The 15,749-nt window shown below is 72.4% G+C and carries 12 protein-coding genes; 9 read left to right on the top strand and 3 right to left on the bottom strand.

The genetic code is table 11. The features are described 5' to 3' along the window. Positions 1-115: 115 nt before the first annotated feature. Positions 116-1,468 (bottom strand): SWIM zinc finger family protein, encoded by a 1,353-nt coding sequence (locus tag OG787_RS17295; RefSeq protein WP_369030649.1) that lies wholly within the window; start codon positions 1,466-1,468, stop codon positions 116-118. Positions 1,469-1,635: 167 nt separating this feature from the next. Here OG787_RS17295 and OG787_RS17290 point away from each other — a divergent pair, with 167 nt between their 5' ends. The 7 genes from OG787_RS17290 (at position 1,636) to sucD (ending at position 10,821) form a co-directional block, all read left to right on the top strand. Further along, a complete protein-coding gene (locus OG787_RS17290) occupies positions 1,636-2,793 on the top strand; it encodes an AAA family ATPase (RefSeq protein ID WP_369030650.1) in 1,158 nt (385 codons plus the stop codon). Then, positions 2,790-2,939: a hypothetical protein gene (locus OG787_RS17285; protein ID WP_405535680.1), complete on the top strand. Its 150-nt coding sequence runs from the start codon at positions 2,790-2,792 to the stop codon at positions 2,937-2,939. Before OG787_RS17290 ends, OG787_RS17285 begins: the two co-directional genes overlap by 4 nt. Then, positions 2,936-5,812: a DUF5682 family protein gene (locus OG787_RS17280; protein ID WP_405535679.1), complete on the top strand. Its 2,877-nt coding sequence runs from the start codon at positions 2,936-2,938 to the stop codon at positions 5,810-5,812. Before OG787_RS17285 ends, OG787_RS17280 begins: the two co-directional genes overlap by 4 nt. Next, the gene (locus OG787_RS17275; RefSeq protein ID WP_369030653.1) at positions 5,809-6,984 is read left to right on the top strand and encodes a VWA domain-containing protein; all 1,176 of its coding nucleotides are present in this window, start codon (positions 5,809-5,811) and stop codon (positions 6,982-6,984) included. The genes OG787_RS17280 and OG787_RS17275 overlap by 4 nt, the downstream gene beginning before the upstream one ends. Before the next feature lie 142 nt (positions 6,985-7,126). Next, entirely contained in the window at positions 7,127-7,987 is an 861-nt protein-coding gene (locus tag OG787_RS17270; protein ID WP_405535678.1) for a hypothetical protein, read from the top strand. A 749-nt stretch (positions 7,988-8,736) separates the two neighbouring features. After that, positions 8,737-9,915 carry an ADP-forming succinate--CoA ligase subunit beta gene (gene sucC, locus OG787_RS17265; protein WP_405535677.1) on the top strand — a complete coding sequence of 393 codons (1,179 nt, stop codon included), beginning with the start codon at positions 8,737-8,739 and terminating at the stop codon, positions 9,913-9,915. Positions 9,916-9,936: 21 nt separating this feature from the next. Then, positions 9,937-10,821 (top strand): succinate--CoA ligase subunit alpha, encoded by an 885-nt coding sequence (gene sucD / locus OG787_RS17260; RefSeq protein WP_235475402.1) that lies wholly within the window; start codon positions 9,937-9,939, stop codon positions 10,819-10,821. Positions 10,822-11,188: 367 nt separating this feature from the next. Here sucD and OG787_RS17255 read toward each other — a convergent pair whose 3' ends face one another. Further along, positions 11,189-12,211 (bottom strand): helix-turn-helix domain-containing protein, encoded by a 1,023-nt coding sequence (locus OG787_RS17255; protein ID WP_405535676.1) that lies wholly within the window; start codon positions 12,209-12,211, stop codon positions 11,189-11,191. Between the two features lie 97 nt (positions 12,212-12,308). Here OG787_RS17255 and OG787_RS17250 point away from each other — a divergent pair, with 97 nt between their 5' ends. Beyond that, complete coding sequence (locus tag OG787_RS17250) at positions 12,309-14,003, top strand: DUF6350 family protein (protein ID WP_405535675.1); 1,695 nt, start codon at positions 12,309-12,311, stop codon at positions 14,001-14,003. Between the two features lie 42 nt (positions 14,004-14,045). Here OG787_RS17250 and OG787_RS17245 read toward each other — a convergent pair whose 3' ends face one another. Continuing rightward, positions 14,046-14,861: a hypothetical protein gene (locus OG787_RS17245; protein WP_405535674.1), complete on the bottom strand. Its 816-nt coding sequence runs from the start codon at positions 14,859-14,861 to the stop codon at positions 14,046-14,048. 253 nt (positions 14,862-15,114) lie between these two features. Between OG787_RS17245 and purN the strand changes: the two genes are divergently transcribed. Continuing rightward, positions 15,115-15,744, top strand: a complete 630-nt coding sequence (gene purN, locus OG787_RS17240) for a phosphoribosylglycinamide formyltransferase (RefSeq protein ID WP_369030658.1) — start codon at positions 15,115-15,117, stop codon at positions 15,742-15,744. Positions 15,745-15,749: the final 5 nt, after the last annotated feature.

Below are 15,749 nucleotides of genomic sequence, written 5' to 3'. Positions count from 1 at the left end.
GAGGTCGTGGGAGTCGTAGGGGCGGGGAGTCGTGGAAGGGCGCGCCCCCTCAGTACAAGGGGACCGTCTGGCCTGAGAGTCGTGGCCGCCAGGAACGGTGAAGTGTCGCGTCGCCTCAGCACAGCGAGACCGCCTGTCCCGATGCCCCCTCCGGCCAGGCCGTCAGGGGAGTGAAGCCCCGGTGACCGCATTCGCCGAAGACCGTCACAGGTGCGCCGCCCGAGAGGGCGACCAGGCGCCACAGGCCGGGGTGGGTGATGGCGGAGGGGGACAGGGGCAGCGCCATGTCGGTGTCGGTGTCTGCCAGTTGCCAGGAGCCGCCGGTCGGGACGGGTATGACCCGGTCCAGTGTGACCGGGACGGAGTCCAGCCAGGGGTCGTCGCGGAGTGCCTCCCCGTAGCGCTCCGCCGCGCGCGTGGTTGTCGTCCCCGGTGGCCGTACGTTCGTCGGTGCGGGTGCGGTGAACCGCTCGCCCAGGGCCGAGCGGAGTTGCCCGGCGCCGGGATACACGGAGACCTCCGCCTCGAACGCCAGGCCGACCGGCAGCGTCAGTTCGGGGGCACGGCCCGCCGGACCGAACGAGAGGAGCAGGGCGGTGCGGCCCGACTCCGTGCCGTGCAGCCAGATTCTGCGGGTCGTCAGACGGGCGTCCGCCGTCTCGTACTGGGCGAGAACCAGCCACTGGTCGCGCACCGGCGGGCCGTCCGCCGAGCCGGACAGGCCGACCCGGGACCGGACCGTCGCCGCCAGTCCCTCCGGCAGCTCCTCCCGGCGCAGCCAGCCCCGGTCGAGGAGATGGAGCAGCGCGCACTCCTCCAGCAGCCTCATCGGCCAGCCCGGACCGGACGCCGGGATCGCCCCCAACTCTCTTACGCGCGAGGCGAGTCCGGGGGCCTGCGCGTCGACCATGCGAGCCGCCGTCTCCTCCCACAGCCCGTACCCCGCCTGCTCCGCCGTGGCCAGGCCGCCGCGCAGCAGGTCGGCGAGGCGCTGCTCAAGTTCCGTCGCCCCCGCCGTGATCCGCTCGGCCCGGCGCTCCGCCCTGCGCCGCGCCGCCTCCGGATCAGCGGACCCGGAGCCACCTGCCTCCGCCGCCCGCTTCTCTCCCGCACGCTTCCGCCGCCCCGCCAGCCACTCCTCCGCCCAGCCCGGTGCCTCTCCTCGCGGCACCGCGCCGTCCCCGCCCGCCCAGAGCAGCAGCAGCCCGAGGGCGTGCTTGCACGGGAACTTGCGGCTCGGACAACTGCACTTGTACGCGGGCCCGGTGGCGTCCGCGATGTCGACGACCGTCTGATACGGCTTGCTGCCACTGCCCTTGCACAGCCCCCACACCGTCCCCTCGTCAGAACTGCCGGCCTCGGACCACGGTCCGGCCGCGCCGAGTTTGCTTCCCGATTTGCGTGACGAGACGTCAGGCGCCAGTGCCAGCACCTGATCCGCCGTCCAGCGCACCCCCTGCTGAGTCATGACATCGAAGGTAGATCCCGGCACTGACAATCGGTCCTCGCAGCGATCGACGCTCCGCCCTCGACATGTCGTTTTCGCAGGTCAGAACGCGTTGTCAGTGGCGTGGTGCAGTGTGGTCACCAGATCCGAACGGGCCAAGACCGGCCGAGCTGGAGGGGGACCGAGCCATGCCTGTTTCCGCTGAACCGACATCCGTCGACCCGAGCCAGGACCAGTCCGCTCACGCGAACAACCACGCGGACAACACGGAAGAACTGCGGCCGCACGCCGAGCACGCCTTCGCCGCCGAACTCGCGGCGCTGGCAGCGCAGGACGACCGCCCGCGCCCGGCACGCTGGAAGCTGTCGCCGTGGGCCGTGGCGACGTATCTGCAAGGCGGCACCCTGCCGGACGGCACGGTGATCACACCGAAGTACGTGGGCCCGCGCCGCATCGTCGAGGTCGCCGTCACGACCCTCGCCACCGATCGCGCCCTGCTCCTGCTCGGCGTGCCCGGCACGGCGAAGACCTGGGTGTCCGAGCATCTGGCGGCGGCGGTCAGCGGCGACTCGACGCTGCTGGTCCAGGGCACGGCCGGCACACCGGAGGAGGCGATCCGGTACGGCTGGAACTACGCGGAGCTGCTCGCGCACGGCCCGAGCCGTGCCGCCCTCGTGCCCAGCCCCGTCATGCGGGCGATGGCGGAGGGGATGACGGCCCGCGTCGAGGAGCTGACCCGTATCCCGGCCGACGTCCAGGACACGCTGATCACGATTCTGTCGGAGAAGAACCTGCCGATACCGGAGTTGGGGCAGGAGGTGCAGGCGGTCCGCGGGTTCAACCTGATCGCGACGGCCAACGACCGCGACCGGGGGGTCAACGAGCTGTCCAGCGCCCTGCGCCGCCGCTTCAACACGGTCGTGCTGCCGCTGCCCGAGAGCGCCGACGCCGAGGTCGACATCGTCTCGCGGCGGGTCGACCAGATCGGCCGCTCGCTCGACCTGCCGGCCGTACCGGACGGCGTCGACGAGATCCGCCGCGTCGTGACCGTCTTCCGTGAGCTGCGCGACGGCATCACGTCGGACGGCCGTACGAAGCTGAAGTCGCCCAGCGGCACGCTGTCCACCGCCGAGGCGATCTCGGTCGTCACCAACGGTCTGGCCCTGGCGGCCCACTTCGGCGACGGCGTCCTGCGGGCCTCCGACGTCGCCGCGGGCATCCTCGGCGCCGTCGTCCGCGATCCGGCGGCCGACCGGGTCGTCTGGCAGGAGTACCTGGAGGCGGTGGTCCGTGAACGCGACGGCTGGAAGGACTTCTACCGGGCGTGCCGGGAGGTGAGCGCGTGAGCTGCATGGCGGGTGCGGGTGCGGATGTTCGGGGGCGGGTGGTCGCGATGTCGGTGGGAGGCGGTTCGGTGTCGGTGGGGGGCGGTTCGGTGAGCAGGGTGTACGGCGACGACGACACGCTGTGGCCCAAGAGGGGGCTGGTGTGACGGACGTCGAGGGGGAGGAGCGCGGTGGTGGGAGGTCCGGCAGCGGGCCCCTGCTGCTCGGCGTGCGGCATCACGGGCCCGGGTCGGCGCGGGCGGTGCGGGCCGCGTTGGCGGCGGCGCGGCCGGCGGTCGTACTGATCGAGGGGCCGCCCGAGGCAGACGCCTTGATCCCGCTGGCCGCCGACGAGGACATGCGACCGCCGGTCGCCCTGCTGGCCCACGCCGTGGACGAACCCGGCTGCTCGGCGTTCTGGCCGCTGGCCGAGTTCTCCCCGGAGTGGGTGGCCATCCGCTGGGCCCTGGAACACGGGGTCCCCGCCCGCTTCATCGACCTTCCCGCCACGCACACGCTGGCGTGGGGGAGCGAGGAGGAGAAGAAGGAGGGGGAAGTCGAGGAAGGGGAGGGCGACGGCGTCGGCGATCCTGCCTCCGACACTGACCCCGACCCCGAGGTGCGGGTCGATCCGCTCGCCGTGCTCGCGCGGGCCGGCGGTTACGACGATCCGGAGCGCTGGTGGGAGGACGTCGTCGAGCACCGGGGGGTGGGGGAGGGCGACGCGTTCGCTCCCTTCGAGGTGCTCGAAGAGGCCATGGGCGCGCTGCGGGAGGTGTACGGGACCGGGGGCCACGACCGGGATCCGGTCCGGGAGGCGTACATGCGGCTCCAGGTGCGGGCGGCACAGCGGGAGTTCGGGGACGCGGCGGTGGCCGTGGTGTGCGGGGCCTGGCATGTGCCCGCGCTGCGGCGGAAGAGTGCCGTCGCCGCCGACCGGGCGCTGCTGAAGGGGCTGCCCAAGGTCAAGGTGGACGTGACCTGGGTGCCGTGGACGCATCGCAGGCTCGCGCGGGCCAGCGGGTACGGGGCGGGCATCGACTCGCCCGGCTGGTACGGGCATCTGTTCGGGGCGCGGGACCGGCCGGTCGAGCGGTGGATGACCAAGGTGGCCGGGCTGCTGCGCGACGAGGACAGGATGGTCTCCTCGGCGCACGTCATCGAGGCGGTGCGGCTGGCGGAGACGCTCGCCGCGATGCGGGGGCGCCCGCTGCCGGGACTGACCGAGACGACCGACGCCGTGCGGGCGGTGATGTGCGAGGGGTCGGACGTACCGCTGGCCCTGGTGCAGGACCGGCTCGTTGTCGGGGACGTGCTCGGGGAGGTCCCGGAGTCGGCGCCCGCGGTGCCGTTGCAGCGCGACCTGACGCGGCTTCAGCGCCGGCTGCGGCTCAAACCTGAGGCGCTGGAACGGGAGTTGGAGCTCGACCTGCGCAAGGAGACCGACGCCGCGCGCAGTCGGCTGCTGCACCGGCTGCGGCTGCTCGAGATCGGCTGGGGCGAGCCTGCGGCGTCGCGCGGCAGCACCGGTACGTTCCGGGAGACGTGGCGGCTGCGGTGGGAGCCGGAGCTGGCGGTTCGGGTCGCCGAGGCCGGTGTGTGGGGGACGACCGTGCTCTCGGCGGCGACCGCCAGGGCGGAGGCCGACGCCGTCGGCGCGGGCTCGCTGGCCGACGTGACCGCACTCGCCGAGCGCTGTCTGCTCGCCGAACTGTCCGACGCGCTCCCCGTGGTGATGCGCGTCCTCGCCGACCGCGCGGCCCTCGACGCGGACGTGGGCCACCTCGCCCAGGCCCTGCCCGCGCTGGTCCGTTCCCTGCGCTACGGCGACGTACGCGGCACGGACACCCAGGCACTGGCCGAGGTCGCGGCAGGCCTCGCCGAACGCGTCTTCGTCGGCCTGCCCCCGGCCTGCGCCTCCCTCGACACGGACGCGGCGGAGGAGATGCGGCGCCATGTGGACGCGGTGCACGGGGCGGTGGGGTTGCTCGGCGAGGCGGCGGCACCGACTCCGGCTCCGACGCCGGATACGGGCACGGCTCCGGCACCGGGGCTGTCTCCGACGGGTGGTAGGGCTGCCTCTGGGGGCGGCGCACCCGCGGGCGGTTCAGCGGATGCCGGTGCGGACGCGGTGGCGGGTGCCCCCGTGGCGGAGCAGCGGGGCGAGTTGCGGCGCCGTGGACATGATGGTGAGGCCGAGGGGGGTCTCGCGGGCGGTGTTGCGGGCGTCGATGCCGACGCTGTGGCGGCTGTTGTCGCGTCGGGGGATCGCGGTGAGCCGGGGTGCCGTGGGGACGGTGTTGAGGCCGAGGGGGGCTTCACGGGAGGCGCTGCGGGCGTCGACGCGGATGTTGCGGCGGATGTTGCCGCGTCGCGGGAGCGCTGTGAGTTGCGGTCCCGTGGACATGATGGTGAGGCCGAAGGAGGTCTCGCGGGCGGTGTTGTGGACGCTTGTCCGGGTGCTGCGGGGGATGTCTCCGAGCCGGGACACGGCGGCCAGTTGCGGCAGCGCTGGCACTCTGTGCTCCGGGTTCTGTCCGCGCGGGACAGTGTGGCCGGAGTCGTGCGTGGGCGGGCCGTGCGGTTGCTGTTGGACGACGGGGAGTTGGGGCAGGACGAGGCTGCCGTGCTCATGGGGCTTGTGCTGTCGCCGGGGACGGCGCCGGGGGACGCGGCCGCGTGGATCGAGGGGTTCGTCGGGGGCGGCTCCGGGGGCGGGATGCTGCTCGTGCACGACGGACGGCTGCTCGGGCTGGTCGACGCCTGGCTGACCGGGGTGCCGGCGGAGGCGTTCACCGACGTGCTGCCGCTGCTGAGGCGCACCTTCTCGGCGTACGAGCCCGGGGTGCGCAGAACGTTGGGGGAACTGGTCCGGCGTGGCCCGGGCGAGCGGGGGAGTGCGGTGGCCGGTGCCGCCGGTGTGCCGGGGTTCGCGCCCGACCTCGACGTCCGGCGGGCGGATGCCGTGTTGCCGGTGCTGCGAATGCTGCTGGGGGCCGGGGGGCTCCACGACAACGACCTTGTGGGGGTGGGGACATGACGACGGTGACCGAGTCGGTGGATCCGGCGCAGGAGCGGCTGCGGCGCTGGCGGCTCGTGCTCGGGGGCGACGCGGCGGACGGTACCGGGTGCGCGCTCTCCGGGCAGGACGCCGCCATGGACGGGGCGCTCACCGCGCTCTACGGCAGAGGGGACGGGATCAAGGGGCGAGGCGGGCGGGAGCGTTCGGCGGGGCTCGGGGCGTCCGCGCCGTCGGTCGCGCGGTGGCTCGGCGACATCCGGACGTACTTCCCGTCCTCCGTCGTCCAGGTCATGCAACGGGACGCCATCGACCGGCTCGGGCTCTCCGCCCTCCTGCTGGAGCCCGAGATGCTGGAAGCGGTCGAGGCGGACGTCCACCTCGTCGGCACGCTGCTCTCCCTCAACAAGGCGATGCCGGAGACGACGAAGGAGACGGCACGAGCCGTTGTGCGCAAGGTCGTTGAGGATCTCGAGAAGCGGCTCGCCACCCGTACCCGGGCCACGCTCAGCGGGGCGCTGGACCGCAGCGCCCGGATCAGCAGGCCGCGCCATCACGACATCGACTGGAACCGTACGATCGCGGCCAACCTCAAGCACTACCTCCCGGAGTACGGCACGATCGTGCCCGAGCGGCTCATCGGCTACGGGCGTGCCTCCCAGTCGGTGAAGAAGGAGGTCGTCCTCTGTATCGACCAGTCCGGGTCGATGGCGGCGTCGGTGGTGTACGCGTCGGTGTTCGGGGCCGTGTTGGCATCCATGCGGTCGATCGACACGCGGCTCGTCGTCTTCGACACGGCGGTCGTCGACCTCACCGACCAACTCGACGATCCGGTGGATGTGCTGTTCGGTACGCAGCTCGGCGGCGGTACGGACATCAACAGGGCGCTCGCGTACTGCCAGTCGCAGATCACCCGGCCCGCCGAGACCGTCGTCGTGCTGATCAGCGACCTCTACGAGGGCGGCATCCGCGACGAGATGCTGAAGCGGGTCGCCGCGATGAAGGCGTCCGGGGTGCAGTTCGTGACGCTGCTCGCGCTGTCGGACGAGGGAGCGCCCGCGTACGACAGGGAGCACGCGGCGGCACTCGCGGCGCTGGGCGCACCGGCGTTCGCCTGTACGCCCGATCTGTTCCCGGACATCATGGCCGCGGCGATCGAGAAGCGCCCCCTGCCGATACCCGACACCGAGTGACGTGAGGTGAATCAGGCGGGGCGGCTTCGGTCGGCAAAACGGACATGAGTGAGCATCGGTACGGGGGGCTTGCGCGACCTCGGGAGGGGCGTGCGAGGATCGGCGCCCACCCAGTCTTGCCGCCGCCCGGAGGCCCCTCCTCTTGAACTGGCCAGCCGCCCTGTCCATTGCCGTACTGCGCGTGACGCGTACGGCGGCGGGGCGGCGTGCGCTGCAAGTGGCCGTGCTGGTCGGCGGGTTGTTCGTCTTCGGGTTCCTGTGTGGGGAGCGGGCGCATGCGGCGGAGGGTGCGCCGTTGCCTCTGGGGCAGGTTCAGCGGGTGACGGATTCGTTGGCTGAGCCGGTCAAGCCGGTCAAGCCGGTTGTGCCGTCCGCCGTCGAGGACACCGTCGGCAAGGTCGTACGGCCGGTTGGTGGACTGGTGGAGACCGTCACCGAGGAACTTGGGAAGGTCACGGCGCAAGTACCGACGCTGCCCGCGCTTCCGGAACTCCCCGCGCTTCCAGAACTGCCGGTACTTCCGGAGCTTCCCGTACTTCCGGAGCTTCCCGTGCTTCCGGGTGTGCCCGCGTCGCCCACCGACCCTTCTTCGCCGGCCTCTCCCGCCTCCCCCACTCCTCCCTCCTCGTCGCCGGGCAAGACCCCGCCGATGACCGTTCCCCGGACGCACCAGGGCGACAGCCTTGCCTACGGGCCTCGGTTCGTCGGTCGTGTCGGTGGGGCTGGCGAGACCGTGGCCGACGACCGGGGTGGCGTACGCGTCTCGCGGGCGGCTGTGCGGCAGGCGCCCGGTGGGCTGCCGGGCGGGGTGTCGAAGGGGGCGTTCGGTGAGCGGGCGGTCGTCGAGGCCAGTGGCTCCCGGCATGGTGGTGGGCACGGCGACGCGCATGCCGTCGCGTTGAGCCAGCGGGCGCCGGTGCGGCTCGTACCGGGGGTCGCCCCGGTCGCCGTCGGTGCCGAGGTACGGGACAGGTACCGGGCCATTCCTGTCTTCCCCGGTTAGGACCGGGCTCCTTCTCCGTTCCGTCGCCGTGCGTGTGAATCCGCGCCGTGCGTGACGTGAACGGTGTCCGCGGCGACTGCACGCAGTGCCAGTCCGGTGACCGCCTTTCGCGTACCCGGCCTTCGCACACCCGACGTCAGCGCAGTCGACGTCAGCGCAGCCGGTGTCCGCGCGCATGGCCTCCGTACACCTGACGCCTGCATACCTAACGCCTGCATACCTGACGCCCCGCGCGCCTGACGCCCCGCACCACGACCCCTGCACGCCCGACTTCCGCGCGCCTGACGTGCGGATCCTTCGGACTCCGCCAGGAAAGCCCCGTACGGCCGAATGCCATCGGTCCGGGCGGGGCGTGCCCGGCGGACGGCGGTGAGCGGCTCCCAAAGGGGTGGGGACCGCTTGCCGGAGGACCGTCAAAGCCGTTGGCGGGCCTTCCAGAGGCCTCACCGGGCCTACCCCAGCCCGGTGAGGCCTCACCTTTGCACCCGTAACCACATCTAAGCCCCTTCCGAGGGCCCTCACAGGGGTCGGTCGACGGCCGTGAATGGCACTCTGTGACAGGTATCACCGCTCAGGTGTGATTCCTGATTTAGGGACCTGCGGCGAGCGGCGATAACCTGCGAGACGGACATGCCGCGCGCTCGGACACCGTGTGCGCCACCCTTGTGACACAGCGGACGTCACGTTGCCCTTCGCGGCACGCCCACGCATCCAACGAACCGCGAGATCACTGATAGGGACGGACGCGCGTGGACCTGTTCGAGTACCAGGCGAGGGACCTCTTCGCCAAGCACGGTGTACCGGTGCTGGCCGGTGAAGTCATCGACACGCCTGAGGCGGCGCGCGCGGCGACCGAGCGCCTGGGCGGCAAGTCTGTCGTCAAGGCGCAGGTGAAGGTCGGTGGGCGTGGAAAGGCCGGCGGCGTGAAGCTCGCCGCCACCCCGGACGAGGCCGTCGCCCGCGCGACGGACATCCTCGGCATGGACATCAAGGGCCACACGGTCCACAAGGTGATGATCGCCGAGACCGCGCCCGAGATCGTCGAGGAGTACTACGTCTCGTACCTCCTCGACCGCACCAACCGCACCTTCCTCGCCATGGCGTCCGTCCAGGGCGGCGTGGAGATCGAGGTCGTCGCGGAGGAGAACCCCGAGGCCCTCGCGAAGGTCCCGGTCGACGCCAACGAGGGCGTGAGCATCGAGAAGGCCCGCGAGATCGTCGCGCAGGCGAAGTTCCCGGCCGAGGTCGCGGAGCAGGTCGCCGAGATCCTCGTGACGCTGTGGGACACCTTCATCAAGGAGGACGCCCTCCTCGTCGAGGTCAACCCCCTCGCCAAGGTCGCCTCCGGCAAGGTCATCGCCCTCGACGGCAAGGTCTCCCTCGACGAGAACGCCGAGTTCCGTCAGCCGGAGCACGAGGCCCTTGAGGACAAGGACGCGGCCAACCCGCTGGAGGCCGCCGCCAAGGCCAAGAACCTCAACTACGTCAAGCTCGACGGTGAGGTCGGCATCATCGGCAACGGCGCGGGGCTCGTCATGAGCACCCTCGACGTCGTCGCGTACGCCGGTGAGGCGCACGGCGGGGTCAAGCCCGCCAACTTCCTCGACATCGGTGGTGGCGCCTCCGCCGCCGTCATGGCGAACGGCCTGGAGATCATCCTCGGCGACCCCGACGTCAAGTCGGTCTTCGTCAACGTCTTCGGCGGCATCACCGCGTGCGACGAGGTCGCCAACGGCATCGTGCAGGCGCTCCAGCTGCTCGCGGACAAGGGCGAGGAAGTCTCCAAGCCCCTCGTCGTCCGCCTCGACGGCAACAACGCCGAGCTGGGTCGCAAGATCCTCTCCGACGCCAACCACCCGCTGGTCCAGCGCGTGGACACCATGGACGGCGCGGCCGACAAGGCCGCCGAGCTCGCGGCTGCGAAGTAAGGGACGAGGGAAACAACCGCCATGGCTATCTTCCTCAACAAGGACAGCAAGGTCATCGTCCAGGGCATGACCGGTGCCACGGGCATGAAGCACACCAAGCTCATGCTGGCCGACGGCACGAACATCGTCGGCGGTGTGAACCCGCGCAAGGCGGGCACGTCCGTCGACATCGACGGCACCGACATCCCGGTCTTCGGCACGGTCGCCGAGGCGATCGAGAAGACGGGCGCGAACGTATCGGTCCTCTTCGTACCGCCGGCCTTCGCCAAGGCCGCGGTCGTCGAGGCGATCGACGCGGAGATCCCGCTCGCGGTCGTCATCACCGAGGGCATCGCCGTCCACGACTCCGCCGCCTTCTGGGCGTACGCGAAGTCGAAGGGCAACAAGACGCGGATCATCGGCCCGAACTGTCCCGGGCTCATCACCCCGGGTCAGTCGAACGCCGGCATCATCCCGGGTGACATCACGAAGCCGGGCCGTATCGGTCTGGTCTCGAAGTCGGGCACGCTGACGTACCAGATGATGTACGAGCTGCGGGACATCGGCTTCTCGTCGGCCGTCGGCATCGGTGGCGACCCGGTCATCGGTACGACGCACATCGACGCGCTGGCCGCGTTCGAGGCGGACCCCGACACCGACCTGATCGTGATGATCGGTGAGATCGGTGGCGACGCGGAGGAGCGGGCCGCCGACTTCATCGCGAAGAACGTGACGAAGCCGGTTGTCGGTTACGTGGCCGGGTTCACCGCGCCCGAGGGCAAGACGATGGGCCACGCCGGTGCCATCGTCTCGGGCTCGTCGGGTACGGCTGCGGCCAAGAAGGAGGCCCTTGAGGCCGCCGGCGTCAAGGTCGGCAAGACGCCGACCGAGACGGCGAAGCTGGCGCGTGAGCTGCTTGCCGGCTGACGCCTCCTTGGCGGTGCTGAGCTGAACGTCCGTGGGCCCGTTCCCCTTGCTGGGGGCGGGCCCACTGGCGTCTGTACAGGTGCCGTGGATTCGCCGGGTACCCGGAGTGGGTGGCTGTGCCCACCCGTTCCGCCCCAGCGGAACGACTGCCCACAGCTGGGCGGGTGGCTGGCCGCAGTCGGGCGGGTGGCTGCTGGCCGCAGTCGGCAGGGGCGGGGGTGGCCGCAGCTGGGCGGGTGGGTGGGTGCGGAACGGCTGCCCGCAGCCGGGTGGGCTGGTGGCTGCCCGGAGCCGGGCGGGGCGTCCATGCCGGGCGGGGTGGGTGGGCGCGGAACGGCTGCCCGCAGCAAGGTGCCGTCGAGGGCTGCTATCGCACCTCCGGTGTCACCCTTTCCGGGCCGTTCTCGGCCTCGCCCCTCAGCTTCTTGCGGAGGTTGAGTTCCGTTCGGGACAAGGGGCCCGGGGCCGGGATCGGGGGGATTCCCTGGACCGATGCCCCCGGGGCCACTACTGGCTCGTAGTGCGTGGGGGCCGTGTGGAGGGTGAACGTCGTGGCGCCGATCAGGGCGATCGTGAAGGCGATGGCCGCGTGGGTCCAGTTGCGGGCTCGGCGTTCGCTGCCCGCGCGGACCGATGACGGGCGGGCGGCGCGCAGGCGGGCGTGGGTCGCCAGGCCCGAGAGGCGGGTCGATAGGTCTGCCGGGTCCGTGAGGGACGGGATGCGGGTCGCCACCGCCTCGCGGGCGTGGAGGAGGCGGTTCGCTGCTGCCGGGGTGCTCGCCTCCGTCTCCGCCGCCGTTTCCGGCAGGCCCAGGCCCACGCCGTCGTACAGGAGCAGGGTGCGGCGGTACGGCGGGGGGAGTTTCAGGAGTGCGGAGAGCAGCGCGCGGTCGGTCGGGTCGGCGGGCGGGGCCTCCGGGTGGCGGTGGCGGGCACGGAAGCGGTGCCAGGGGGAGAGGGCGCAGTCGTACGCCGTGGCGCGGATCCAGCCCGCCGGGTCCGGGTCCACCGCCACCTCGGGCCAGCGATGCCAGGCCAGCTGGAACGCCCGTTCGACGGACTCGCGCGCCAACTCCCGTCGCCCGGTGAGGAGATAGGCCTGCCGTACGAGGGCGGGGGCGCAGAACGCGTAGAGCGCGTCGAAGGCCTGAGCGGGGGTCAGGGTCGCCGTGTCCTCAACGAGCGTCGCCGCCGGCGCGGCCGCCAGGAGGCTCGCGTACGTCTGTGCCTTGCGTCCGCGCGGTGTCGTACGGCCGTTCTCCCACGCGCGTACCGTCTCGCGGCTGACGCCCACCCGTTCGGCGACCTGAGCCTGCGTCAGCGACAGGGACTCGCGCAGGCGTCGGCGCTCGCCGGGCGGGGGCAGCGGGATGGTGGGGCTCTGCGTCACCGGAGACCCCTTAGCGCGAAAAAGTACATAAAACGCATTTTGAGTGACACGTCGTAAGTTCGCCTGTTACGCCCGGAAAGTGCGTGTCGTTGGGAGCATGGCGCTCGTGACCCAGACGACCGGCCGCCGGCTTCCCTTCCTGTCACTGCCCCTCTCCCCGCGCCTGCGCGTCCGGGTCCGGGACCGGATCCGCGACCGGCTGCGTGACCGGTCGCCCGGACTGGGCGCGGGTCTGCTCGGCGGCGCGGTCGCGGCCGGGCTCGGGCTCGGTTCCTTCGCCGTGCTCGTCATGATGATGTGGATCAGCTCGCCCTACCCGGACAGCGGCCCGGACGGCGCACTGCACATCGCCGCCGCCCTCTGGCTGCTCGCCCACGGCGCCGAACTGATCCGCGCGGACGGCCTCACCGGCGCCCCCGCCCCCGTCGGCGTCACCCCCCTCCTCCTGCTCGCCCTCCCGGTCTGGCTGCTGCACCGAGCCGCCCGTGACGCTGCCGAGGGCCCGGAGGAGGAGGGCGCGACCGGGGAAGCGCCCCCCGTCCCCGCCCGCACGGCCTGGCTCGGCGTCGTCGCCGGGTATCTGACCGTCGGCGGGGGCGTCGCGCTGTACGCGGCCGGGGGCGGGCTGCGTCCCGACTGGGCCTGGACGGCCGTATGCGTGCCGCTGCTCGCCATGGCGGCGGCGGGTGCCGGGGTGTGGACGGCGTACGGCCGCCCGCGTGCGCCCCTGTCGCCACGGGTGCTGTATCTGCTGCCCAGGTGGGTGCGCCGGCGCATCCTGGATCCGGAGGTGCGGGGCCGGGTCCTGGCCGTCGGGCGGGCCGCCGGGGCCGGTACGGCCGTGCTCGTCGGAGGCGGGGCGCTGCTCGTCGCGGTGTCGCTGGTCGGGCACGGCGGGGCCGCCCGGGCCTCCTTCCTCCAGCTGACGGAGGCGTGGTCGGGCCGGATCGCCGTCCTGCTGCTCTGTCTGGCCCTGATTCCCAACGCGGCGCTGTGGGGCGCGGCTTACGCCCTCGGCCCCGGCTTCGTGCTCGGCGCGGGCCGGGTCACGGGCCCGCTGGGTTCCGATCCTGCCCCGCTGCTGCCGCCGTTCCCGCTGCTGTCGGCGGTACCGGACGCCGGTCCGGGTACCCCGCTGACCTGGGCGGTCGCCGGGGTACCGGTGGCGGCCGGGCTGACGCTGGCCTGGTTCACGGCACGGGCGGCAGCCCCCGGCGGGGGAAGGACGCCCTGGTCGGGCTGGCGTACCGCCGCGAACACCGGCCTCGCCGCCCTTCTGTGCGCGGGCGCGCTCGCCGCGCTGGCCGGGCTGGCGGGCGGACCGCTCGGCACCGACGCCCTCGCGCACATCGGGCCGGTGTGGTGGCAGACAGGCGCGGCGACGCTGGCGTGGACGGCGACGGTCGCCGTACCGACGGCCGTCGGGCTGCGGGCGTGGCGGCTGCGCAGGCGCCGCCCGAAGGCCACAGGCACCGGCACCCGTAGCAGCACCGACATCGGCACGCTGAAGCTGAGGCCCTCGGCGCCGCCCGCCGGGACGAAGAAGCCGCACGGAACAGCCGCCGCGGATGACACGTACGAGGTGAGCGACCCGTACGAGGCGGAGGCCGCGTACGACTTCCTCCCCCTCGACCTGCCGTCGCCCGCGTCGTCACTCTCGCCCTGGTACGACACCGCGTCCCGAGAGGCCCGCTGGGCGGCACTCAAGGAGGCATCGGCGACACCGCCGCCGGAGGACCCGGAGGACCCGGAGGACCCGGAGGACCCGGAAGAGACGCAGACACAGCCGTAGCCGTAGCCGCAGCCGCAGCCGTCGCTGTAGCCGTATCCGTGGCTAGCTGTTCGTGCCGAACACGTCCCGCAGTTCCTTCGGGAGGAGGTCGTCGCAGGCCTTCTTCGCGGTGTTGGTGAGGGCGTCGTTCGTGCACGTGTAGTAGTCGCGGTAGACGAACTGGAGGCTGAACGTCACGGCGACCATGACGAGGGCCAGGGACGCCGTGACCAGGCCGCTGATCGCGGCCGTCCGCTGCTGCCGGCCGCTGCCCGGGCCCTGCGTGGGCGCCGGGGTGTCCGGGTTCGGGGTGCGGGGCTTGGTGCGCAGGGCGCTGATGCCCCAGTGCAGGGCGAGCGCGCCGAGCAGCAGTGCCACGTACGGCCAGCTGAAGAGGGCGAAGAAGAAGGCCCACATGCCGCACAGCAGTGCGTACCGCGCGCGGCGCTGGGCCGGGTCCGTCGGGTCCCAGCGCGGGTTGGTGCCCTGGCCGTCGCCCGGCCCCTCGGGGCCGCCCTGTCCGCCCTGGCGGCCGGAGCGGTCGCCGAAGCCGCCCGGGGAACGGCCGGGCTGCCGGTCGCTCCACTGGTTGCCCCACGGGGAGTGACCACCGCCGGACCCGCCGGCGGATCCGGCGCCGGACGAGTCGTCGCCCGTCGGACGCCGGGGCTGCCAGGGCTTGTCCGGGGTGCCCTCGGGCGGCGGGGCGAACGGGTTGTCGTCCTGGGCCGCGCTCTCCTGCCCGTCGCCGGTCGTGCCGGTGTCGCCCTGGTCGCCGTTCTTCTTGCCCGAGGGCGCGTCGGGCGGCGACGCGGGGCGCTCCCGCAGCAGCACCGACTGCGGGGTGAGCGGGAGGAGTCGCAGGCTGCGGTCCGACATCAAGTGAGCGTCTTCCCCTTGTTGATTAATGGTCCGGCGTGAGCCGCTACCCCGTGAACGCACCGTATGACGAGCGCGTTCCCGGACCGGCTCCTCCCAGACGCTACCTTCCGGCCACGCCCCCGTCCCGTGGGGGCTGTCCGGTGTGCCGGTATCGTTGCTGGCGGTCGGCCGCTTCGTAGACTTCCCCGTATCCGGGGGCGCGAAGCATTCGTACGACCGTACAAACGCTCCCCCGAGAAAGGGCCCCGCCGTGGCCGAGTCCCAGGCTGCCAAGCGCCTTGTCGTGCTGGTCTCCGGATCCGGTACGAATCTTCAGGCGCTCCTCGACGCCATCGCGGCCGTCGGCGCCGGGGCCTACGGGGCCGAGATCGTCGCCGTCGGGGCCGACCGGGACGGCATCGAGGGCCTCGCGCGCGCGGAGCGGGCCGGGCTGCCGACCTTCGTGTGCCGGGTGAAGGACCACGCGACCCGGGCCGAGTGGGACGCGGCGCTCGCCGGTGCGGTGGCCGCGTACGAACCCGATCTGGTCGTCTCCGCCGGGTTCATGAAGATCGTGGGCAAGGAGTTCCTGGCCCTGTTCGGCGGGCGCTTCGTCAACACGCATCCCGCCCTGCTGCCCAGTTTCCCGGGGGCCCACGGCGTTCGCGAAGCGCTCGCGTACGGCGTCAGGGTCACCGGCTGCACCGTCCACTTCGTCGACGACGGCGTCGACACCGGACCGATCATCGCTCAGGGCGCGGTGGAGATCCGGGACGAGGACGACGAGAGCGCTCTGCACGAGCGCATCAAGGAAGTCGAGCGAAGGCTGCTCGTCGATGTCGTGGGGCGGCTCGCCCGCAACGGCTATCGCATTGAGGGACGAAAGGTAGTTATCCAGTGACCGCC

This window comes from Streptomyces sp. NBC_00075, from assembly GCF_045041225.1.
GTDB lineage: Bacteria > Actinomycetota > Actinomycetes > Streptomycetales > Streptomycetaceae > Streptomyces > Streptomyces adonidis.
This window is presented reverse-complemented; position numbering and strand designations above follow the sequence as displayed.

What these genes read in the sequence shown, in the direction of transcription:
- OG787_RS17295 (WP_369030649.1), bottom strand. Translation starts at nt 1,468, where the DNA reads ATGACTCAGCAGGGGGTGCGCTGGACGGCGGATCAGGTGCTGGCACTG.
- OG787_RS17290 (WP_369030650.1), top strand. Translation starts at nt 1,636, where the DNA reads ATGCCTGTTTCCGCTGAACCGACATCCGTCGACCCGAGCCAGGACCAG.
- OG787_RS17275 (WP_369030653.1), top strand. Translation starts at nt 5,809, where the DNA reads ATGACGACGGTGACCGAGTCGGTGGATCCGGCGCAGGAGCGGCTGCGG.
- sucD (WP_235475402.1), top strand. Translation starts at nt 9,937, where the DNA reads ATGGCTATCTTCCTCAACAAGGACAGCAAGGTCATCGTCCAGGGCATG.
- OG787_RS17250 (WP_405535675.1), top strand. Translation starts at nt 12,309, where the DNA reads ATGGCGCTCGTGACCCAGACGACCGGCCGCCGGCTTCCCTTCCTGTCA.
- OG787_RS17245 (WP_405535674.1), bottom strand. Translation starts at nt 14,861, where the DNA reads ATGTCGGACCGCAGCCTGCGACTCCTCCCGCTCACCCCGCAGTCGGTG.